The organism is Occallatibacter sp., assembly GCF_049510455.1.
Lineage (GTDB): Bacteria > Acidobacteriota > Terriglobia > Terriglobales > Acidobacteriaceae > Telmatobacter.
In genome coordinates this window covers 19,227-39,678 of sequence record NZ_JBEKYX010000049.1, presented here as the reverse complement: position 1 = coordinate 39,678, position 20,452 = coordinate 19,227, and the positions used below count along the sequence as shown (strand labels likewise).

Genomic DNA, 20,452 nt, shown 5'->3' with positions numbered 1-20,452 from the left:
CTGGAGTGAATAGACCATCGGGGCTTTTCACAGTAGTCAGCGCTTTCGCGGCGTTCGGCTTTTATATTCCCTTCTTATATATGAAGAGCTTTGACTTCGAGTCCTTCGGTTATATGCTCCTGCTGCTCCTGCTCACGATTGCTTTCGGTATTGGAATCCTAGTGCGGAGGGTTGTGGTCAAGCGATGGATAAGCTTTGCATCTTTATTCGCAGTGCTGTTCTTCCTGGGCATTTCTGTATGCATGTTCTTATCAACGGAACATCTTCGCCCATGGGCCAGGTGGCTCGTTGCTTCGGGCAAGTACACAAATCTGGTTCTGCGGCAGGAGCCGGATCCTCAAACAGGCCTTCGCTACGTAGAATGGGACGGGTGGGGATGGGCAGGAATGGATACCTCTGTCGATCTCGTTTACGACCCGACCGATACGCTCGCACATGAGATCAAGTACAACCCCCAAGGGCGATTTGCGGAGGTCGCAGATAAGACTCATTTCGTGCAACGACTGGGAAAAGGCTGGTATTCGTTGACCCTGTATACAGACGAGGACCTATAACTTCTTTTCCGGCAAAACATAAACGCCGCCGCACCCGGAGCGGCGTTTATGCTTTGGCAATTTTATTTACGCAACGCGTTGGAGCGGGCTCCGCTGTAGGCGTACAAGATCCTCAGATTTCAAGGAAGTAAGGGCATACGTGTGTCCCTCATCATCGCAGAATTCCACTTCTACGGTGTTCGGAGCGAGCGTCTCAACGACGGTCCCTACCTGGCCGCGCACAAGGCCAAACTCAGGTAAATCCCGCAGCAAAGCCACTTCAGCAAGCAGTTCGAGATTTGGCATATCCCACGCCCTTCTACCTCAAGATCAGCAACCCGCGCTTCGTGTCGCTTTCAAAATCAGAGAATCGAATCGCATTGTTGCGGATCATCTTCACAAGCTCCGCTGTCGAACAGTTTCCTACCAGCAGCAAAATCACCTTAGGCGGAGCGCCGCGGGCGAAGCTCAGATTTGCAAAGTCTTTGTCTTTTGTTAGAAAGGCAAATCCGTGAATCTTCGCATACTCCCAGATGTCGGCATCGGGTGTGCTGCCAAGACCAGTTGTACTCACATGAATTGATTCGGGGAATAGATCGGCGAGATTGTGCGGAAGCCGTGGCGGAAGATTCTCGTCAACGAGCAGCTTCAAGAACCGCTATCCTCTCGGGAATGCTCGCGAAAAACTCATAGACGGCCTGAAAGTCTTCCTTTTCAAGGTACGGAAACTCCTTCAGGATTTCATCTTCCGTCATTCCGGATGCTAGATACGAGGCAAGATCATAAACAGAAAAGCGCAGGCCGCGGATGCAGGGCTTGCCGCCCATCTTTCCGGCTTCGACCGTGATGCGTGGATTAAGGTCAGCCATCGGTGCTCCGCCTTTCCTGCCTGCGCATTTATTGTATGACAAACCTTGTTTTGGAAGCCCAGCGCCTACTTCTTCGCCCCCACCGGCTCCGCCTCTTCATGCACAGTCAGGAAGTTATCCTCATCCATCTCCTGCTCGCCCATCACATGCAGCCGCATAAAGTTCGTCGAGCCCGACCGCGTCCGCGTGCCGGCCACAATCGCAATCACTTCGCTCGGCTTGACGTAGCCTTCGGCCTCCAGCAGCTTCTCGGCGGTGTCTACCATCTGTTCGGCAGAGCGTACCTTGGTACAGCGCACGGGAATAGTTCCCCACAACATGGTCAGGCGGTTGATCGTCACTTCAACCGCGCTCAGCGCAAAGATCGGCGCGCCCGGATGATACTTCGAGAGCTGCCGCGCCGTGGTTCCTGACTCCGTGAAAAGGTGTGCTGCCGCCGGCGATCACCCGTGCTCTGCGCGTCAATGGTCCGCTCGGCCTCGCACACAATGCGCGCCATCATGGAGACCGCCTCCACCGGATACTTGCCCATGGCGCTTTCGCCGGAGAGCATCACCGCGTCAGTGCCGTCATAAACCGCGTTTGCCACGTCAGAGGCTTCCGCGCGCGTCGGGCGCGGGTTTTCAATCATCGACTCCAGCATCTGCGTTGCCGTAATCACCGGCTTGCGATACTCGGCAGCCTTGCGGATCATCAGCTTTTGCAGAGCCGGCACCTGCTCCGGCGGAACTTCCACACCCAGGTCGCCGCGAGCCACCATGATGCCGTCTGCCTCTTCAAGAATGCTGTCCAGATGTTCCAGCGCCTGCGGCTTTTCCAGCTTCGCAATGATCCATGTATCGGAGCCCAGATCCGCCACCCGCTTGCGAACCAGCCGGATGTCATCCGATGTGCGAACGAACGAAACCGCAATCGCGTCCACGCCGCTCTTCAGCGCAAACTCCAGGTCGATCTCATCCTTTTCCGTCAGCGACGGCACCTTGACCGGAATTCCCGGCAGGTTGATGCCCTTGTTTTCACCCAGCATTCCGCCGTTGATAATCTCGCAGACCACGTCCTGACCCTGCACTTCAGCCACGCGCAGCTCAATCAAGCCGTCTGAGAGCAGAATTCGTGAGCCCGCCTCCACGTTTTCCGCCAGCGTTTTGAAGGTGGTGCCCACCAGCTCGGCAGTGCCCATAATCTCACGCGGAGTAATGGTCAGCCGCTCACCGGCCTTGAGCAACACAGGCTTGCGGTCCACCAGCTTGGCAGTGCGAATCTTCGGCCCCTGCAGGTCGCCCAGTATGCACAAGGGCTTCTCTTCCTCGTGGCTCACCTTGCGAATCATCGCAATCAGCGCAAGCTTTTCCTCGTGTGTTCCATGCGAGAAATTCAGGCGAACAACGTCGACCCCGGCGCGCACCAGCTCACGGAAAACGGTTTCAGTGTTGGACGCAGGCCCAAGGGTGGCTACGATCTTTGCGCGGCGATTGGCGGCAGGACTAAAAACGGCAGAAGACATCGAAAAGGCTCCGGTAGAATTGCGGCAAAAGCGAATCGGTTTATAAAACAAAAAGCGGATCGGAGTGGACTGGATGACCGGATTTATTGTACATTGCGGCGCGGGGTGCGTGGTCAGACCAGTTTATCTCCTGCAAATTCAAAAACTTGTGAGCGCCGTGTTTGCTGTCTGTTCGGCCGCGGCAGCTTCTTGCTCCTGCCTGTCGTGGAACAGAACGCCATTGAGCTCCGCGCCAACCAGCGCGCTGAACGAGGTCAGATACAGCCACACCAGCGTGGCAATTCCCGCGGCAAATGAGCCGTAAAATCGCGTGTAGTTCGCAATGCGCGTTACATACCAGCCAAAGGCCAGAGTCACCGGAAACCACACGGCCGTAGAAGCAATGGCACCGGGAAGAACTCGTGACCAGTGCTCTGTTCGGCGCGTGCCAAAGTGGTAGAGCGCCGAGAGCACCGTTACCGTGGTGGTCATCGCGACCCCCCAGCGCACCAGGCGCCAGAAGAAGATCACCAAAAGCCGCAATTCGTGGTCGGCGTTGGCAACCATCCACACTTCAATCTGGTGGCCAAAGACCAGCAGCAGGCTGGCCAGCCACAGCGGAAGCAGCGCAATGGGCACCAGCAGCAGGCCCCGCGCCCTCTTAGCCCAGAAGCCCCAGTTATCGCGCGGCAGCTCATAAGCCCGCCGAAAACCCTCCATGAGAGAAAGCATCACGCCCAGGCCGGCAAACACCGTCAGAATCGTAGCTGAAAAAATAACCTGCGTGGAACGAATGGGCCCCGTAGCGAGCGAGTTCTCCAGCAGTGACAGGGATTCAGGCGGCAGCATCTGGTCAAAGGTTCCGCGCATCACGCCGATGATCGATGGCCCTTCATCCACACTGGCCAGCACCGTGGTAAGCACCAGCACAGCCGGAAAAAAACACAGCATTCCGGAGTAGGCGGTAGCCTTGGCCGTGTTGAACACGTCATGGTCGATCGCCTTTGCCAGAGTCAGCCGTAAATGTGAAAGGACGTTCCGCATTTTGTACTGAAGCAAGAGTAGAGCAATTTAACTTGTTCGTGTGGGTGTCTTTTTGTGGCTATCTATTGCCCACGCCGGACGCAGCTTCCTGTATGGTGTAGACGGTACTCAGGCAGCGCAGGTTGCGGCGCGTTACGTCGTAACGGCCTGAATATCTGTATGGATAAAGTCTTTGCCTTTGAACAAAAGCGGCTCGTCGCCAGTCTTCGCGAGTGCGTAGGAAAAGCAATCGCCAAAATTAAGGCCGGCAGCGTGGCCGCGACCCTTTCCATACCGGCCAAACGCATCCAGAGCCGTTCGAGCCTGTTCTTCAGTGACTGGAACGATGGAGAGATGAAATCGGAGGATCAGTCTCTCGAAGAGTGCATGCTTTGCGGGTGCAGCGCGGCTTCAAAGTACCATGCCTGTTTCCAGAAATCCCGCGGCTGAGATCTTGCGAGACGGAGCGTTTCTGATAGCGCGCACAAATCGCCTCGCCTCTGGTTCGTTCATCAGAATGGCGAGCAGTGCCGAGGAGTCAATGACCATTTGCGGACATGCTACCTTGGCAGGCCATGTTCGTCATATAACTCGTCGACGAGTTCTTTGCTGTTCGGGCCATTCCATGGACCGGTGCTGTGAATCCAGGCGAGCACCTCTTCGACGGTTGGGTCATCCTCTATGGATGCCGCAGGATGCAACTGCTGCTCCCGCTCCAACTCCGCGCGCAATGCCTCGGCCACAACCTCATCGGGCGTCAGTCCGCGCAGGGATGCCAGCGTATGAGCAAGGGCGTCGGTGGTGGCGCTGGTAGCTAGCGGCATAGAATACCTCTCTCCTATGATTCCTCGAATAGAAAAGGATTGCAAGCCTCAAATGCGTTCGATCGCCGGAAGCTTGCAGCGGAACTCCGTGGCGGGAGCGTGCATATTTTGTCGGAGCAAGGCGGGGATCGCGCGTACACTGTTCGCACCCGGGCGTACCCGAAATCGAAGGAGATAAGCGCAATGCAGGCACGGATTCAGGGAACCACCATGCCGGTGCTGGAGATCCAGCTCGACCCGAACGAAAGCGTCTTTTCCGAGAGCGGCGAGCTCTCCTGGATGACGCAAACCATCCAGATGACCACGCATACGCAGATGGGCGGCGGCGGCGGCTTCTTCGGCGCGCTCAAGCGCGTGGCCGCGGGCGGCAGCCTCTTCATGACCGAGTATCGCGCCTACCAGTATCCCGGCGAGGTGGCCTTTGCCACCCACGTTCCCGGCCATATTGTCCCGGTGCAGGTCGGCAACGGGTACGAATACATGGTGCACCGTCACGGCTTTCTCTGCGCCACGCCGCAGGTTACGCTCAACATCGGCTTCCAGCAGTCTCTCGGCGCAGGCATCTTCGGCGGCAGCGGCTTCATCCTGCAACGCGTGGGCGGCGTGGGAACCGCATGGCTGGAACTCTCCGGCGAGCTGATCAAGAAGGAACTGGCTCCGAACGAAACGCTCTTTGTGCATCCCGGCCACGTCGGCGCTTTTATGACCTCTGTCTCCTTCCAGATCACCACCGTGCGCGGCATCAAGAACGTGATCTTCGGCGGTGACGGCATCTTTCTCGCGCAGCTCACCGGCCCCGGCACGATATGGCTGCAGACGCTGCCCCTTTCGCGGCTCGCCCATGCCATTGACCAGTATCTGCCGCACAACTCGCACGACGTTCCGCGGACGGCTGCCGGAGGCGTCATCGGTGGCATTGTCGGTTCCATTTTGAGCGGCGAGTAGCCAGGATGTTTATAGCGGTACACCCTGCACTGCGATAGGATGGGCGGCATGGGTGAGACTGGCGGCACGGGCCGCTCGCCGCAAAGCGGCATACTCTTCGCATTTGGCCTCGCGCTCGCCTGTTATCTGGCGTGGCTGCTGCGGGCAGAGCTGCTTCTGCTCTACGTCAGCGCGCTCTTTGCCATCGTGCTGCGCCCGCTGGTGGAGTTCATCGCGGGCTTCAGCATCCGCGGCTGGCGGCCCTTTCGCACGTCCGCCATTGTTGTCCTGATCTTCGCAGTCATCGCGGGGCTGGTACTTTTCGTGTATCTCGCCTTGCCGCCGGTCCTCCGCGATCTGCGTGCCTTCGCACAGGAAATGCCCTCGCGCCTGCCGGAGATTCAGGCTAAATTGCAGAAGATTCCCTTTGCCGATCAGGTTGACGCAGCCGGCCTTGTCTCCCAGGCGCAGGGCGCGCTGACACAAAGCGCCACCTTCCTGCTGCTTTCCATCAAAAACTGGGCCAACACTCTCTTTACCCTGGCTATGGGCCTTATCCTCACCGTTTACTTCACTCTGGAAGGCGATGTGGCCTATCGCTGGGCGCTTTCCTTCTTACCGCCGCTCAGCCGCATGCGTCTGGATGCCGCCTTACGCCGCGCCCAGATTCGCATGGGCCGCTGGCTGCTCGGCCAGTGTTCGCTGATGCTCATCTTCGGCGTGCTCAGCGTGATCGTGTATCTGCTTCTTGGCGTGCGCTACGCCTACGCGCTCGGCGTGCTCAACGGTCTGCTGAACCTCATCCCGGTCCTGGGAGGAGCTGTTTCAATCGCCCTCGCGCTGCTGGCTGCGGCGGTAGATTCGTGGGGTCGCGTACTCGGCGTGGCCATCTTCTACATCGTCTATCTGCAGATAGAAAATTCCATCCTCACGCCGCGCATCATGCGATCAAGCGTTGGACTGCCGGGGTTGGCAATCCTCGTCGCCCTGTTGATCGGCTCAGCGCTCGCGGGCATCGTCGGCGCGCTCGTCTCTGTGCCCACTGCGGCACTCGTCGCCGTGCTGGTGGATGAGTATCTTGTCTCGAAAGACAATTAGCGCGTACCGGCTCCCGCTGCCGCCGTATCGAGCAGCGGTGTGTCGGTCTGAACAGTTACGCAAAAGGTCATCCCCGGCTTGACCACTGCCTCATCGCCATGCGCCAGCAGAGTGGCCGGGCCAACCACCGGAATCGTCACGCCGTGGGCTGCCAGCGCTTTCACCTCAAACACAGTGTCGCCCGGCAAGCCCGTGCTTCCCGGCTGGTCTGCATGAGTCACCAGCGCATCTACAGTCGTTCCTTTGGCAAGGATCACCTTGTCGCCGGCCGTAATGTCCTGATCGAGCTGCAACGGCAGCTTGTCGCCCGCCTGCACCGCCTTTGAGTCAACCTGTATCGCAGTCACCAGGCGCAGCTTGGTGCCGGCGCGGAGCACGCCGTCTGTGCTGAGCGTTGCAGGGAGTAAAGGACTGCTGCCGGGAACCGTGTACTCCGCGCGCGCGATCGGGCTGTGCGTCATGCTGGGCGCAATCGCCATCGCCTGCAGAACCGTATCCTGGTCGATCTGGATCTGCCCGGTGTACTTCTTCGACTCCGTTGTCGGCGACCAGCCGTCGGTCGTGTAGTAAATCGTTGCGGAGTGCGTGGGACTGGTGATGCGCACCCGCGTGCCTGCCTTGAGCGTGCCGGAATCGGCGGAGAACTTCGGAGCGCGTGTCACGCCATCCGTCGAGGCCTGGTTCTGCCCGGCATTCTGCGCGTTCTGCATCTTCTGCTGGTTGGCCTGCGCGGCCTGCTGATTCGCCTGCTGGGCGGTCTGCATGGTTTGCTGCCCGCCCATTGCGCTGACAGTCTGCGCATGGGCAACGGAGAGAGCTGAGGAAAGAACCAGAGTAGAGAAAACTGGACAGCTCAGCAAAATGGCTTTCATATTTTCTTTCCCCCGCTCCTAAGGACGCTGCTCCGAGAACAAAAGTTGGGATAAACAGAACGAAAGTCCTACTGAGCCATCTGCGCCGCGTTCCTTGCCGCTTGCACGGCTGCCTTCATCGCGCCGCTCTCCGCAAACAAATGCACCAGCCCGCCGGAGAGTGTTGAACCGCCAACAGGCTGGCCCGCCTGCGCGCCATCAGACGCGCCATCCAGCACGCCCGCCGGACGCGCGCCCTGAGCCATGCGCATCTCGCCCGTGCCCTGCATATCCAGAATCATCGCAGTCAGCTTGCGCGCCACGGGCAGCTCAAAGCTCTCGGCCACAAAGACCAGCTTGCCCCGCGTCGTAATCACCACAGGCCCTTCGTTGGTGCTGTAAACCAGCTCTTCGGTGCCCCCAGGCAGATCTGCAGGCGTGGCGGAAACATCCTTCTTCAGCCCGGAGTATTTTCTGCCCAGCGCGTTCGCATACAGTTGCGTAAAGGCCTCCGCCGACTCCTCGTTCTTCCACGCGGAAAGATAAAACAGCGCAATCGATTTCGTGCTCGCCATTTGCTCCGGCGTCTTTGCGCTCTTCAACTGCCCGGCCCAGTAAATGCCGCCATCCCACGCAGGCGTCAGGTTCTTCGCTGCCTCGTCGCCACCAAAAAGCTGCGTAAGAATGTGCAGGTCCAGTTGTCCCACCTGCCCAATGTCGTACGGCGTATACGTCCCGTCCAGCAGCGGATGAATATCCGGCAAGAGCGGCACCGCCGGCACATGCGACTTCTCAAACTCCAGCGGATTGATGATCTCCCAGCTTGAAGAGGGCGGTTTGTCCAGCGCGCCGGCAAACGCCGCCTCGCGGCCGCGGTCCATCCAGATGTCCTGCTCAAAGCTCAACCCTTCGCGATACGGGAACATCAGCGACTCCGACAGGAGCAGCGGCGCGCGCGCCATCACCGGCGAGTTGTCCGGGTCCGCCATCTGCTGCTTCAGAAACTCCACCACCTCCGGGTCCTTCAGCAAGCTCCTGCCGTGCGGCTTCAACTCGTCGTCCACCATCACAGCCGTCGCCTGGCCCTCCGCCACTGCCTCGCGCGCCGTGTCGATCTCATCCTTCGCCAGGTGATCCGTATCCTCGTGCGCGTTCAGTGACACGTCGTTCGGCGTCTGATCGTTCCATTTCTCCAGATTCACGCGCTGGTCCTGCAGCGCATGCGTCAGCTCATGCGCCAGCACCGACTCCTGATCCTCCGGCTTCATCCAGTCCAGCAGATACACCGTCTTGGTCTTCGAGTCGTAATAGGCCTCAATCTGTTCCGTCAACAGCGCCAGCAGAAACGGCTTCATGTCGAAGTCGTGATCCAGCAGCCCGAACTTCTTCAGCACAATCTCGCCGCGCTGCAGCCGCTTTGCGCCATCGTCCTCGTTGAACTTTTCCTTCAGATAACTCTCCACCTCGGCGCGGCTGGTCAGCTTGCGCCCCACGGTCGATTTCACCTGTAGCCCGGTCTCATCCGACGAGAACTTCAGCAACTGATCCACCATGGCAAAGAGCTTCTTCGCCTCTTCCGGCGTTATGCGCGTCTCAGTCTGCCCGGTTTTGGGCTTTTGCGTGCTCTTGCCAGACGGGTTCTGGTCCGAAGAACTCTGACCGGATGGCGCCTGGCTTGAAGGAGTCTGATTCTGCCCCGCCGGCGCCTGCTGGCCCGCGCACAACCCTGCGCTCAACATAAGAACCGCCGCCGCCATCCAGCCGCGGCCCTTGAAACGCGCTCCAAACCCTCTCGTCATCCCGTTCTCCCTGCGTCCTGTTCGCCAACCGCGCATCTGTATCAAAGCTATAATCAACTGTTGCGGTTTCGCAGCGAGGGCCGTGAAAAAAATCCGCTCTTCGCCGCAAAATCCACCCAAAGTATGACGGAAACCACACTTACCGCTACGCTTAACGAAACTCCGCTTACCCGGCAGCTCACATCCGGCAGCGCGTCCGGTCTGCTTGCGCCCTTCCACGGTGTTCTCTCCATTGCCCAATTGGACGCGCCCCAGGCCGAAACCGCTGCAATTGCCTTCGGAGCCGCCGTCCACGACCTCGGCTGGCTGCGCCGCATCGCGGTGCGCGGAGAAGACCGATTTCGCTGGCTCAGCGGCATGGTCACCAACACCGTCAACGATCTGGCCGCCCGCGGCGGAGCATGGAATCTCGTCCTCAACGCACAGGGCCGCATCCAGGGCGACCTGATGATCTGGCGCAATGACGATGAATTAGAGCTCGAAATCGCCGCCGATCAACACAACAAGCTCCTCGCCCATCTCGACCGCTTCATCATCATGGATGACGTCGAGCTTGCGCCCGTCGAAGGCGAAACCGCCATCGGCCTCACCGGACCCAAAGCCGCGGAAATCCTCGCAAAAATCGGCGTTACCTCACTCGCCGAGCCGCTAACCCAGACTCGATTCGAAGCCGGCAGCCTCAACCTCACAATCCGCCGCAACTACGGAGCGCTCGCAGACCACTACACGCTCTGGGTCGCGGAAGACTCCGCCTCGCAGCTCTGGCGCCAACTCATCACCGCTGGAGCGCAACCCACCGGCACCGCCTCGCTTGAAGCCTTTCGCATCGCGGAAGGCATCCCCGTCTACGGCATCGACATCGCCGAGCGCGACCTGCCGCAGGAGGCTGTCTCCCAACAGACGGGCCAGCTCCACGCCCTGCACTTCAGCAAGGGCTGTTATCTTGGCCAGGAGATCGTCGAGCGCATCCGCTCCCGCGGCAACGTCCACCGCCACCTGCGCCAAATCGAGATCGACGGCCCCTTACCCGCTCCCGGCACGGAATTAACGCTGGAGAATACCGCCGCAGGTACAATCACCTCTGCCGCTGAACTGCCATTGCCAATGGGCCCACGCCGCTTCGCTTTAGCCATGATTCGTGCTGAGGCGGAAGCCCGCAACCTGCCCTTGGCCTATACCGCATCACAAGACTCAGGCACAGTCCGCATCCTCACTGCGCCGCCAACCTTATAAATTGTTTGAGAACGGAAATAAAAACCATGAGCGATACCCCCAAGTTTGAAGTCATTGACCGCCGCAAGCGCAAGCTGGAAGAAGAAGCCGGCGAGGCCTCAGCCGCCGCGCCTGCACCAGCCGCCATTGCCGAACCGGAATCCAGGCCCGAAGTGTCCTCCGGCCCGCGCCTCGTCGTGAACGAGCCTGTGCGGGAGCCAATCGAGGCAGATCCGCAGCCCGACGGCGACCCGCTGCCGGAAGCTCCCACCGCCGAGGAGAGCCGTCAGCAACAGTCCGCCTATGAAGCCTCCGCCGAGCGCCTTGAAGACCTCGTTCGCGCGCAAAACCCCGGCGCGGGCCCCCAGCCGCCGATAGCATTTGACAGCCTGGTGCAACAGCTTTATCTCTCCTCCATGATCCAGATGGGTGCAGGCACGCAGGAAGGCCAGCGTCCACGCGTTGACATCCTCGGTGCGCGCCAGACCATCGATCTGCTCGGCATTCTCGCCGAAAAGACGAAGGGCAACCTCACCGCGCAGGAAGACCGCATGCTCCAGACCGTGCTCTTTGAAACCCGCATGGCCTTTCTTGAGCTGACCAACATGATCACCCTGCAGCCGCCGCCTCCGCCGCCGGTTAAGAAGTAAAGGCGGATGCAGGCTCGCCTAACATTCCTGGGCAGCGGCACCTCCATGGGCGTTCCCACGCTCGGGTGCCGCTGTGCGGTTTGCGCCAGCACGGACACGCATGACAAGCGGCTGCGGCCGTCGGTGGTCGTTGACTGGATAGGCGAAGAAGGTCAACCCCGCACCGTCCTCATCGACACCGGCCCAGACTTCCGCCAGCAGGCCCTGCGCCACGGAATCACCCGCGTAGACGCCGTCTTCTACACGCATGACCACGCCGACCACATCCTTGGCATGGACGATCTGCGCCCCTATAGCTTCGCCGCCTTCCGCTCCGGTGGTCCCATCCCTCTCTACGCTGATGCCGGCACCGCAAGCACACTTGAGCGCATCTATCACTACACCCTCGCGCCCGGCGCCACCTACCCCAACCGCGCCCGCGTGGAGCTGCATCCGCTCACGGATCGCATACACATCCATGAGCTGGAAATCATTCGTATCCCCGTCGTGCATGGCCCGCAGCAAATCTCAGGCTTCCGTTTTGGTGACGTGGCCTATCTCACAGACGTCAGCTTCATCCCGGAATCAAGTTTCGAGCTGCTAACCGGTCTCGAACATCTCGTTCTGCCCTCGCTGCGCCACGCGCCTCACCCCAGCCACGCCAATGTGGAGCAGGCCGTTGCCTGGGCAAAACGCATCGGCGCGCGCCACACCTGGCTCACGCATATCGCACACGATCTGGGCCACGAAGAGACCAACAAAATGCTCCCTCCCGGTGTAGCCCTCGCTTACGACGGGCTGCACTTCGCCGTGAACTTCAGCGAAGCGGGCCAGGAATGAGCCAGGGCATGATCCCCATCTACCGCTCCCTCGCGGAAATCCCCGCCACACTCGGCCCCACCGTCGCCTCCATCGGCAACTTCGACGGCATGCACCTCGGCCATCGCCAGCTTCTCGGCGCGGCCGTTGCCGAAGCCCGCCAGCGAGGCTTCCGCGCCGTCGCCGTCACCTTTGAGCCGCATCCCGAGCACTTTCTCCGCCCCGACAAAGCGCCCAAAAGAATCACGCCAAACGACGAACGCCTGCTCCTGCTCGCCGAAACCGGCATCGACGCCATCGTCGTCCTGCCCTTTGACGCTTCATTCGCCCGCCTCACCGCACGCGAGTTCGTCGAGCAGGTTTTAGTCCAAGCTTTGCAGGTACGCGGCCTGCATGAAGGCGGCAGCTTCCGCTTCGGCCATCGCGCCCAGGCCGGAGTGAAGGATCTCGCGGAATTCGGCACAGAATTCGACTTCGGCCTCACCATCCATGATCCGGTTCACGTCCGCGGTCTCGAAGTCTCAAGCTCCGCCATCCGCGCACTCGTAACCGCAGGCGATATGAAGCGCGCCCGCTGGATGCTGGGCAGCCCCTTTGTCATCCGCTCCACGCAGGCGCAGGGCAGGGGAGTCGGCACACGCCTTCTCGTCCCCACCGTCAATCTCGCCGCATACGATGGCCTGCTTCCAGCCTGCGGCGTCTACGTTACACGCCTGAAAATTGGCGACCGCTGCTTTCAGTCCGTCACCAACGCCGGCAATCGCCCCACCTTTGAAGGCGCAGGCTTTAGCATCGAGACCCACATCCTCAACTTCGAGCCAGTCGACCTGACCCAAGAAACTCCGCTCGAACTCGAATTTCTCTTCTACCTGCGCGAAGAGATCCGTTTCCCCTCGGTCGATGCCCTCAAAGCGCAAATCGGCAAAGACGTAGCCCGCGCCAAACGCTACTTCCAGCTCGCAAAGTAGCTGCGCTCAGCACGGATTCCGTTGACAAACCGCCCCATCGCGGAACAATCTGGAATCGTGGCGTAGGACGCATCGGCGCAGGTCGAAAGGGCAAGGCCCTCCTACAGAACATGAACACCATTTGCGCCGATGTCGAATCTCGAAAACCTCAAAAAGCAAGCCAAGCAATATCTGCGATGGCACCGCGACCGCTATTATCCGGTAGCAGCCATGATCCGGGAACACCTGCCCCGGTTTCGCCAGCTTTCCGATCCGGAAATTCTGGCCTCAGCATTCCGGCTTGCTGACGCGCAGGAACTCGTCGCGCGCAAAGAGGGATTTTCAGGATGGCAGGCGCTGAAAACAGGAGCCTCGATCGCCATGACCCAGATACCCACCCACTCTCGGCCGATCCTCACCTCGGTCGCCGCGCACCTCTACGTTCGCGACCTCAAAGCATCCACCGATTTCTTCATAAAACTCGGCTTCGCCATCGATTTCGTCTACGGCGATCCGCCGTTCTATGGCCAGGTAAGCCGCGACAACGCCCATCTCGCGCTGCGTCACATGGATGAGCCTTTCTTTGCGGAAGACCTGCGCGAGCGGGAACAACTGCTATCCGCCTCCATCACGCTGGCAAGCGCAGAAGAGATCAAAACTCTCTTCCTGACCTACCAGGCAGCTGACGTGTCTTTTGCCCAGTCCCTGAGGAACGAACCCTGGCATGCCAAAACTTTCATCGTGAAAGATCCCGACGGCAACCTGATTCTCTTCGCCGGACCAGCCAATTAGCACTGACTTGCCATCCTGCGCGAAAAGCAGTCGAAGAACCTGCGGTTGCTTTTTCCGCTAACTTGCTAACTCGCCACGCGCGCAGCGCGCTAACCTGCTGTCTTTTCAATTCAAAATCGAATCCAGCTTATTCGCCTGCGCCGGGCTCACCACCGGCGGCGGCTTCTTCATCGCAGGTTTCGCAGTCGCATTCGCACCCAAATTCGCACCCGCACCAGCCGCAGCACCCTGCGCCGTCCCACCCTTAGCCACATCCATCATCGCCTTCGGATCATCCGACAAAAACTTCTCATCGTCCTTGCCCACAATCGCCTGCTTCATCACCGTCATCCAGATCGGCAGCGCCGCCTGCGCGCCGGTTTCTTTCTCACCCAGCGACTCGCGGCTGTCAAACCCCACCCACACACCGCAGGTCACTGAAGGCGTAAAGCCCAAAAACCACGCATCGGTATAAGAACTGGTCGTCCCCGTCTTGCCCGCCACCGGATGATTCAGCTTTGATGCCGCCGCGCCCGTGCCATACGCCGTCACCGCCTGCAGCATCTTCACCATCGTCCGCGCCGTCTTCGCGCTAATCACTTCCTGAATCGCCGCAGGCTGCTCCCACAGCGTAATTCCATCCGCATTGGAGACCTTGCGAACCACCCGCGGAGCCACCCTCACGCCATCGTTCGGAAACACCGAGTACGAAGCCACCTGCTCCTCAAGCGTAATCTCCGCCGCACCCAGCGCAATCGGCAGATACGCCGGAATATTCGACGTCACGCCAAAGCGGTGCGTCATATCGATGACTTTATGAATCCCCACCTGCGCCGCCAGCTTCACCGCCGGAACATTCCTTGAGTGCGCCAGCGCCGTCGTCAGCGTAATCGCGCCCATGTAGTCGTTCTCGTAGTTATGCGGAGTCCATCCGCCAAAGCTCACCGGCGTATCCAGAATCAAATCGTCCGGCCGCGACCCATTCTCAATCGCCGTCGTGTAAACATAAGGCTTAAAGCTCGAACCCGTCTGCCGCTCGGCCTGCGTCGCGCGATTGAACTGCGAAAGCGCATAATCGCGCCCGCCCACCATCGCCAGCACGTCGCCGTTCGCGTTATCGACCGCCATTAGCGCGCCCTGCGCGCCAGAATCCTGTTCCAGCGTCCCGCGCAGCGCCTGGGCCTCCGCGCCATCCGTCAGATGCACGTAGATCACATCGCCCGGCTTCACCAGCGCATCCGCATACCGCTGCCCCGTCCACTGCCAGTCCGGTCCTTCCAGCAGAACTTCCTTCGCCCCCATCCGCGCATGAATCTCCAGCGGCAGCACGCGCGTCACCACCACGTGTACATAATCGCCGGCATGCGCCTGCGTCACCCAGTCCGGATGCTTGTACTCCTCAATCGTGGCTCCACTCGCCAGCACATTAGGCTGCTTGTTCTTCCAGCCATGCCGCCGCTCGTACGCAGCCAGCCCATCTTCCACAGCCTTGTTCGCCGTCTCCTGCAGGTCCAGGTCCAGCGTCGTATCCACGCGCAGCCCCGCCTCATGCACCTGCTCGGCGCCAAACTGCTTTTCAAGCTCCCGCCGCACTTCCTCCTGGAACCACGGCGCCACAGCACCCTCCGGCTGCGCAATATTCAGCCCCAGCGGAGCCTGCCGCGCCGCCTCGGCCTGCCCATGCGTAATCTTTCCATCGCCTTCCATCTCGCTCAGCACCAGATTCCGCCGCGTCAGCGCCTTCTCCGGGTTCAAAGTCGGCGAATATCCCACAGGGCTCTTCGGCAACCCCGCCAGCAGCGCCGCCTCGGTCAGCGTCAAATCCTTCGCCTTCTTCGAGAAGTAGTATTCGCTCGCCGCTTCAAACCCGTACTGCCCGCTGCCCAGGTAAATCTGGTTCCCATACAGCGTAAAAATCTGCTCCTTGGTAAACGAGCGCTCAATCTGGATCGCCAGGTACGCTTCTTGAAACTTGCGCCCCACTGTCCGCTCCGAGCTGAGGAACAGGTTCTTCGCCAGCTGCATCGTCAGCGTAGAGGCTCCCTGCGCCCTGCCATGCGAGCGCAGATCATGCCACAGCGCCCCGCCAATGCGAAAGACGTTAATCCCCCCATGCGACTCGAAGTTCTTATCCTCAATCGAGATCACAGCCTGCCGCAGCACCGGCGGAAAATCCGGATAATTCACCACCACGCGGTGCTCCAGCGCAAACGATCCCACCACGCGCTCCTTGCGGTCATACAGCTCCGTTGTGGTGGAAGGCCGGTAGCGCTCAAGATCGTGAATCTGTGGCAGGTCCGACGAATACACCAGCGTCAACCCGGCCAGCGTGCCCGCTACCGCCGACAGCGCCAGCAGCAGAATCAGCGCCGGCCGTCCAGCCAGCTTGCGCCTGTTGTTTCGGAATGGCTTTTCAGGTGGCTCAGGCGGCAGCAGATGGCTGCGCCCCAGCGTGCGTTCACGGGGAGGTTCTGAAAGCGGATTGGGGGATACGGCCAAGCGGGTTAAGCCTCATATACGTCCGGCAAAAAGGCAGTCAATAAGAGACAAAGATTGCTCTAACACTCAGAGCCTAGCACGGGGTTAGATGCGCTGGCCGGGCGAATCGACCCTCGCGAACCAGCGTGTACAAGAATGGGACAGCACGGCTGCACCGCGAGGATTCAGGGATGGGGTAATCGAACCCTTCGTCCGAGGTGAGGAGTCATCGAAATCAGTGAGCCATAAGGCACTCACGCTTCCAATCAACCACCCAGCACGGAAGCAAGCGGCAGTGTCTCAATTTGGATTGCTTTGTAACAGGGCACGACTTGAGTCGTGCCGAAACGGCCATAAAAATGAAATTTAGCCCCTGAGACAGTTTCTTCAAACCGAGACACTACCAAGCAAGCCATTGCGGAACAGGCTCTTGTAGCCGAACACGTTGCCCGTTCTCGTAGACGGCAACAAGCCGGAAGGGGTGACGCAGGTCGTCATTGTCGAATACCCAGACGTGGGGCAGTTCGCGAAATGCGCCTTTGAGGTTTACCAATATCCGCGGGTATCTAGTCGCCAGCTTTTCCGTTGGCACATCGTGGCCGCCCTGTGAGACCCGCATCGCTACCCGCTGCTCGGAGGTCTCCGGGCCGGAGATACCAATGAAACAAAGGATGACCGTATACCCTGCAAGCGCCGCATCCTTCAGGAAGGACAGCTTGTCGCCGGTCGGATCGGAAAAGACCGTCTCGAAAATGAAACTTTCCCGTTGCTCTACAAGCTCCCGCCGGATCGAATCTGCTATCTTTGCTGCCTCGTAGGGACCCATTCGCAATTCTCGGGAGAGCACATCCGCATTTACAAAGCGCAGGCCGGCTGCCTCCAGATGAGCATGATAGAAGGTCGATTTGCCGGCGCCATTAGGTCCGGCAAGAGCCAGAATGAGCGGGCGTCGATCCAGTGGAAGTTCCACTAATTGCCAGCCGGCCTCTTTACCGGTTCGACCGCCTGAAACCGCCGATTGACGAAACGGCCGGTTGTTCGACCGCCATCCGCATCGATACGGATCAACATGCCGGAAATCTCCGGATGCGCCTCGTAGTGGGGAAACGGCTGGCTTTCCAGATAGGCTTCCAGCCGCCTGCGCCCCTTCGTGCTATCTACGGAATCGAGACATTCCGACAGAGGTCGGGCGGATGCGTTGCGGCATAATGCCAGAGCCTGATCGCCCTGAATAAGAGGTTCGATGGAGCGGCCAAGCCGAGCCCAGTATTCCACTTGACCGGCGATAGATCGTTCTACGATCTCGCCCGTGATGCGGGCGTCGAGAACAAGTGCATCCGAGAGCTTGACGGGCTGACTCATGTCCGGATGGTAGCATATTGCTACTCGGCGTCAACGCGAGTCTGTTGCCTGTGCCGCCGTTCCTATCCCTTCGCTTTCAGCAGCTCCAACCCCTTGTCCAGCATCGGGTCGCCCTTGCTGGGACTATCCTCGTCGTCGTTGTCGTCGGCAGCAGCTACCCGCACATTCGGCGTCACCGCCTCATCCTGAATCTTCTTGCCCGCCGGACCCTCGTACTTGGCCACGGTCAGCAGCAGCGCCGCGCCATCCGGCAGCTCAATCGTCTTCTGCATGGAGCCCTCGCCAAACGTCCGCTCGCCCACCACATCGCCGCGCTTCGCGTCCTCAATCGCCGATGCCACCAGCTCCGCCGCGCCATACGTGCCGCGATTCACCAGAACCACCACCGGAGCCTGCGTCAAAAACTTTCCCGCGTCCGCCGCAAAGGTTTGCTTGGGAAACTTCTGACCCTCCAGTTGCGCCAGCGTGCCGCTCTGGATAAAGAAATTCGCCAGCCGGACTCCGTCCTCTTCCTCGCCGCCCGAAACATCCCGCAGGTCCAGCAGAATCTTCTTCGCCTTCGACCCCTTGATCTTCGCGCCCAGCTCATCCACGCGCGCCTTCGAAATCACTCCCGGCTTCAGGTATAGAATCGTCGAGTTCTCATACTGCGTCTCGCTCAATTGCGGAACCTGCGCCAGCGCCCGCGTCACCGTCACCTTGTCCGGATCGGCCTTCCGCGGCTTCACCACCGTCAGCGTCACGCTCGTCCCCGGCTTGCCCTCCAGCATCATCCGCGTCACAGCCAGAGACGCCTCAAAGGTCGAAGTATCTCCAATCGACTCGATCACGTCTCCGCTTTGCAGGTGTTCGTGGTCCGCCGGCGAGCCCGGCGTCACATCCACAATCGCCAGATAGCCGCCGCGCTTGGAGACCGTAACGCCAATCTGCCCCACGCCCGTCGTCGGCCGGTCCTTGTAAATCTTGTATTCGGCCGGCGTCAGGTAGCTCGAATCCGCATCCAGGCTCTCCAGCAGCCCATGCAGCGCGCCCGTCGTCACATCCGTAATGTTCGGCTCCGTCACATAGTCGGACTGGATGCGCTTCAGCACCTGCGCATACACGCTCATCTGCCGGTAAGCGCCATCCTGGTCGCCGCCCGCGTGAACGCCAAAGAAGCCAAACTGCCCAAACAGAAAGCCCAGGCCAAGAGCGCCAAAAACCGCCGTGCCGAGCACAAAAACAAGCCGCTGAAAGAATCGAGACACGCGCACCACCATCGCAGATGTGCCCAGAGCACACCGCCGTTCCTATATAGACGCAATGATAGTCGAAACCGGCGTCATTTTGCTTGTCAGGCCCAGAATTTCGGGTATTGTCAGTCCGCGAGCCGCGAATCTCGTGCCCCATTCATGGCGCAGCTTCACCGCGCCATGAATGGGATAGTACTCCCGCTTGCTCTCCCACAGCCAACCTAATAGCTAATCGCTAACAGATAAAAGCTTCTAAGCCCGTCTCTTCGGCTCAATATCCGGCAAAAAGCCCGTAAGCAGCCCAATCGCCGGCAGATAAGCGCAAAGATGGTAAACGCTAATAATCCCCGTCGTATCAGCCATCTTGCCCAGCACCGCCGCGCCAATCCCACCCATCCCAAAGGCTAATCCGAAGAAAAGCCCTGAAATCATGCCCACGCGCCCCGGCAAAAGCTCCTGCGCATAAACCAGAATCGCCGAAAATGCCGAAGCAATCACAAACCCGATAATGACGGACAACACACCCGTCCAGAACAGCGAAGCATACGGCAGAATCAGCGTAAAAGGCAGCACGCCAAGAATCGAGATCCAGATCACCAGCTTGCGTCCCCAGCGGTCGCCCGCCGAGCCGCCAATCAGCGTCCCCGCAGCCGCAGCTCCGAGAAATGCAAACAGCATAAGTTGTGACATTCGCACAGAAACACCGAACCGCTGAATCAGGTAAAAGGTGTAGTAGCTCGACAAGCTGGCCAGATAGAAGTACTTCGAAAAGACCAGCGCGATAAGGATCGCGAGCGCAAAAGCAACGCGCCCCTTGGAAAGAGAAACCGTGGCATGTTTCTCCACCTGTTTCTTTGCCACGCCCTCACGATTCCGCTCCCTGTACCAGCGCCCCACGCGATACAGCACCGTAATCCCCGCCAGAGCCGGAATCGCAAACCAAGCCATGCCTCTCTGCCCCTGCGGCAGCACAATAAACGCCGCAAGCAGCGGCCCAATCGCCGAGCCCGTATTCCCACCCACCTGAAAGAACGACTGAGCAAACCCGTGCTTGCCGCCGGAAGCCAACCGCGCAATCCGCGAGCTCTCCGGATGAAAGATCGCCGAGCCCATGCCCACCAGGCAGGCGGCCACAATGAGCCAACCAAAGGTCGGCGCTGTAGCCAGCAGCAGCAGGCCGCCCAGCGTAAACGTCATGCCCACAGGCAGCGCAAACGGCATGGGCCGCTTATCCGTGTACTGGCCCACCAGCGGCTGCAGGAGCGAAGCTACCACCTGGTACGTAAAGGTCAGCATGCCCAGGTGAGCAAAATCCAAGTGAAACTGGCTCTTGAGAATCGGGTAGATCGAAGGCAGCAGCGACTGCACCATGTCATTGAGCAGATGGCAGAAGCTGATCGCCGCCAGCACCTTCAGCAGCGTGCCAGAAGGCTGGCCCGGAGTTTGTGAAGATGCCCGATCGCGTCCCTCAACTGCGGATTCGGGAATATCGGCGGAGGGAAGAGTGGCAGATGAGGAAGATGTATTCATGGAATCACGAACTTATAGAAACGGCCAATCTGGCGCGGCTGGCGGAAGACGCTATCTCAGGATGAACC

The 20,452-nt window shown here is 59.7% G+C and carries 22 protein-coding genes and 1 pseudogene; 8 read left to right on the top strand and 15 right to left on the bottom strand.

The features are described 5' to 3' along the window. Positions 1–5 precede the first annotated feature (5 nt). Positions 6–554 carry a hypothetical protein gene (locus ABSG47_RS10740; RefSeq protein WP_424169673.1) on the top strand — a complete coding sequence of 183 codons (549 nt, stop codon included), beginning with the start codon at positions 6–8 and terminating at the stop codon, positions 552–554. Positions 555–620: 66 nt separating this feature from the next. Here the strand turns inward: ABSG47_RS10740 and ABSG47_RS10735 are convergent, their stop codons facing one another. The 8 genes and pseudogenes from ABSG47_RS10735 to ABSG47_RS10705 form a co-directional block, all read right to left on the bottom strand. Continuing rightward, positions 621–839, bottom strand: a complete 219-nt coding sequence (locus ABSG47_RS10735; RefSeq protein ID WP_424169671.1) for a DUF4926 domain-containing protein — start codon at positions 837–839, stop codon at positions 621–623. A gap of 13 nt (positions 840–852) precedes the next feature. Continuing rightward, positions 853–1,185, bottom strand: a complete 333-nt coding sequence (locus ABSG47_RS10730; RefSeq protein ID WP_424169669.1) for a DUF5615 family PIN-like protein — start codon at positions 1,183–1,185, stop codon at positions 853–855. Next, positions 1,169–1,402, bottom strand: a complete 234-nt coding sequence (locus ABSG47_RS10725; protein WP_424169667.1) for a DUF433 domain-containing protein — start codon at positions 1,400–1,402, stop codon at positions 1,169–1,171. The genes ABSG47_RS10730 and ABSG47_RS10725 overlap by 17 nt, the downstream gene beginning before the upstream one ends. Before the next feature lie 65 nt (positions 1,403–1,467). Further along, on the bottom strand, positions 1,468–1,767 hold the full coding sequence (locus ABSG47_RS20955; protein ID WP_481133033.1) for a pyruvate kinase alpha/beta domain-containing protein: 300 nt from the start codon (positions 1,765–1,767) through the stop codon (positions 1,468–1,470). After that, positions 1,755–2,906, bottom strand: coding sequence for a pyruvate kinase (gene pyk, locus ABSG47_RS10720; protein WP_481133032.1), 1,152 nt, complete (start codon positions 2,904–2,906; stop codon positions 1,755–1,757). The genes ABSG47_RS20955 and pyk overlap by 13 nt, the downstream gene beginning before the upstream one ends. Before the next feature lie 138 nt (positions 2,907–3,044). Further along, positions 3,045–3,929, bottom strand: coding sequence for a YihY/virulence factor BrkB family protein (locus ABSG47_RS10715; protein ID WP_424169665.1), 885 nt, complete (start codon positions 3,927–3,929; stop codon positions 3,045–3,047). Positions 3,930–4,061: 132 nt separating this feature from the next. Further along, positions 4,062–4,292, bottom strand: a pseudogene (locus ABSG47_RS10710) (type II toxin-antitoxin system VapC family toxin); the annotation flags it as partial. A 176-nt stretch (positions 4,293–4,468) separates the two neighbouring features. Next, on the bottom strand, positions 4,469–4,732 hold the full coding sequence (locus ABSG47_RS10705) for a type II toxin-antitoxin system VapB family antitoxin (protein WP_424169663.1): 264 nt from the start codon (positions 4,730–4,732) through the stop codon (positions 4,469–4,471). 183 nt (positions 4,733–4,915) lie between these two features. Here ABSG47_RS10705 and ABSG47_RS10700 point away from each other — a divergent pair, with 183 nt between their 5' ends. Both ABSG47_RS10700 and ABSG47_RS10695 read left to right on the top strand, forming a co-directional pair. After that, on the top strand, positions 4,916–5,677 hold the full coding sequence (locus tag ABSG47_RS10700; RefSeq protein WP_424169661.1) for a TIGR00266 family protein: 762 nt from the start codon (positions 4,916–4,918) through the stop codon (positions 5,675–5,677). 48 nt (positions 5,678–5,725) lie between these two features. After that, on the top strand, positions 5,726–6,754 hold the full coding sequence (locus ABSG47_RS10695) for an AI-2E family transporter (RefSeq protein WP_424169659.1): 1,029 nt from the start codon (positions 5,726–5,728) through the stop codon (positions 6,752–6,754). Here ABSG47_RS10695 and ABSG47_RS10690 read toward each other — a convergent pair. Together ABSG47_RS10690 and ABSG47_RS10685 are read right to left on the bottom strand one after the other, a co-directional pair. Then, entirely contained in the window at positions 6,751–7,626 is an 876-nt protein-coding gene (locus ABSG47_RS10690) for a chitobiase/beta-hexosaminidase C-terminal domain-containing protein (protein WP_424169657.1), read from the bottom strand. The two genes, ABSG47_RS10695 and ABSG47_RS10690, sit on opposite strands and share 4 nt — an antisense overlap. Before the next feature lie 68 nt (positions 7,627–7,694). Next, positions 7,695–9,404 carry an ImmA/IrrE family metallo-endopeptidase gene (locus ABSG47_RS10685; RefSeq protein WP_424169655.1) on the bottom strand — a complete coding sequence of 570 codons (1,710 nt, stop codon included), beginning with the start codon at positions 9,402–9,404 and terminating at the stop codon, positions 7,695–7,697. Positions 9,405–9,527: 123 nt separating this feature from the next. Between ABSG47_RS10685 and ygfZ the strand changes: the two genes are divergently transcribed. The 5 genes from ygfZ to ABSG47_RS10660 all read left to right on the top strand — a co-directional run bounded on the left by ygfZ (position 9,528) and on the right by ABSG47_RS10660 (position 13,803). Beyond that, positions 9,528–10,637: a CAF17-like 4Fe-4S cluster assembly/insertion protein YgfZ gene (gene ygfZ / locus ABSG47_RS10680; protein ID WP_424169653.1), complete on the top strand. Its 1,110-nt coding sequence runs from the start codon at positions 9,528–9,530 to the stop codon at positions 10,635–10,637. Positions 10,638–10,663: 26 nt separating this feature from the next. After that, a complete protein-coding gene (locus ABSG47_RS10675) occupies positions 10,664–11,266 on the top strand; it encodes a DUF1844 domain-containing protein (RefSeq protein ID WP_424169651.1) in 603 nt (200 codons plus the stop codon). Between the two features lie 6 nt (positions 11,267–11,272). Beyond that, positions 11,273–12,085 carry an MBL fold metallo-hydrolase gene (locus ABSG47_RS10670; RefSeq protein ID WP_424169649.1) on the top strand — a complete coding sequence of 271 codons (813 nt, stop codon included), beginning with the start codon at positions 11,273–11,275 and terminating at the stop codon, positions 12,083–12,085. Between the two features lie 8 nt (positions 12,086–12,093). Further along, positions 12,094–13,032, top strand: coding sequence for a bifunctional riboflavin kinase/FAD synthetase (locus ABSG47_RS10665; protein WP_424169647.1), 939 nt, complete (start codon positions 12,094–12,096; stop codon positions 13,030–13,032). Positions 13,033–13,161: 129 nt separating this feature from the next. After that, a complete protein-coding gene (locus tag ABSG47_RS10660) occupies positions 13,162–13,803 on the top strand; it encodes a VOC family protein (protein ID WP_424169645.1) in 642 nt (213 codons plus the stop codon). A 105-nt stretch (positions 13,804–13,908) separates the two neighbouring features. On the opposite strand, the gene ABSG47_RS10655 is transcribed toward ABSG47_RS10660, so the two are convergent. The 5 genes from ABSG47_RS10655 to ABSG47_RS10635 form a co-directional block, all read right to left on the bottom strand. Continuing rightward, a complete protein-coding gene (locus ABSG47_RS10655; RefSeq protein WP_424169643.1) occupies positions 13,909–16,281 on the bottom strand; it encodes a penicillin-binding protein 1A in 2,373 nt (790 codons plus the stop codon). A 379-nt stretch (positions 16,282–16,660) separates the two neighbouring features. Next, a complete protein-coding gene (locus ABSG47_RS10650) occupies positions 16,661–17,230 on the bottom strand; it encodes an ATPase (protein ID WP_424169641.1) in 570 nt (189 codons plus the stop codon). Then, positions 17,230–17,622, bottom strand: coding sequence for a TA system antitoxin ParD family protein (locus ABSG47_RS10645; RefSeq protein WP_424169639.1), 393 nt, complete (start codon positions 17,620–17,622; stop codon positions 17,230–17,232). Before ABSG47_RS10645 ends, ABSG47_RS10650 begins: the two co-directional genes overlap by 1 nt. A gap of 62 nt (positions 17,623–17,684) precedes the next feature. After that, a complete protein-coding gene (locus ABSG47_RS10640) occupies positions 17,685–18,869 on the bottom strand; it encodes a S41 family peptidase (RefSeq protein ID WP_424169637.1) in 1,185 nt (394 codons plus the stop codon). 237 nt (positions 18,870–19,106) lie between these two features. Further along, a complete protein-coding gene (locus tag ABSG47_RS10635; protein ID WP_424169635.1) occupies positions 19,107–20,384 on the bottom strand; it encodes an MFS transporter in 1,278 nt (425 codons plus the stop codon). Positions 20,385–20,452 lie beyond the last annotated feature (68 nt).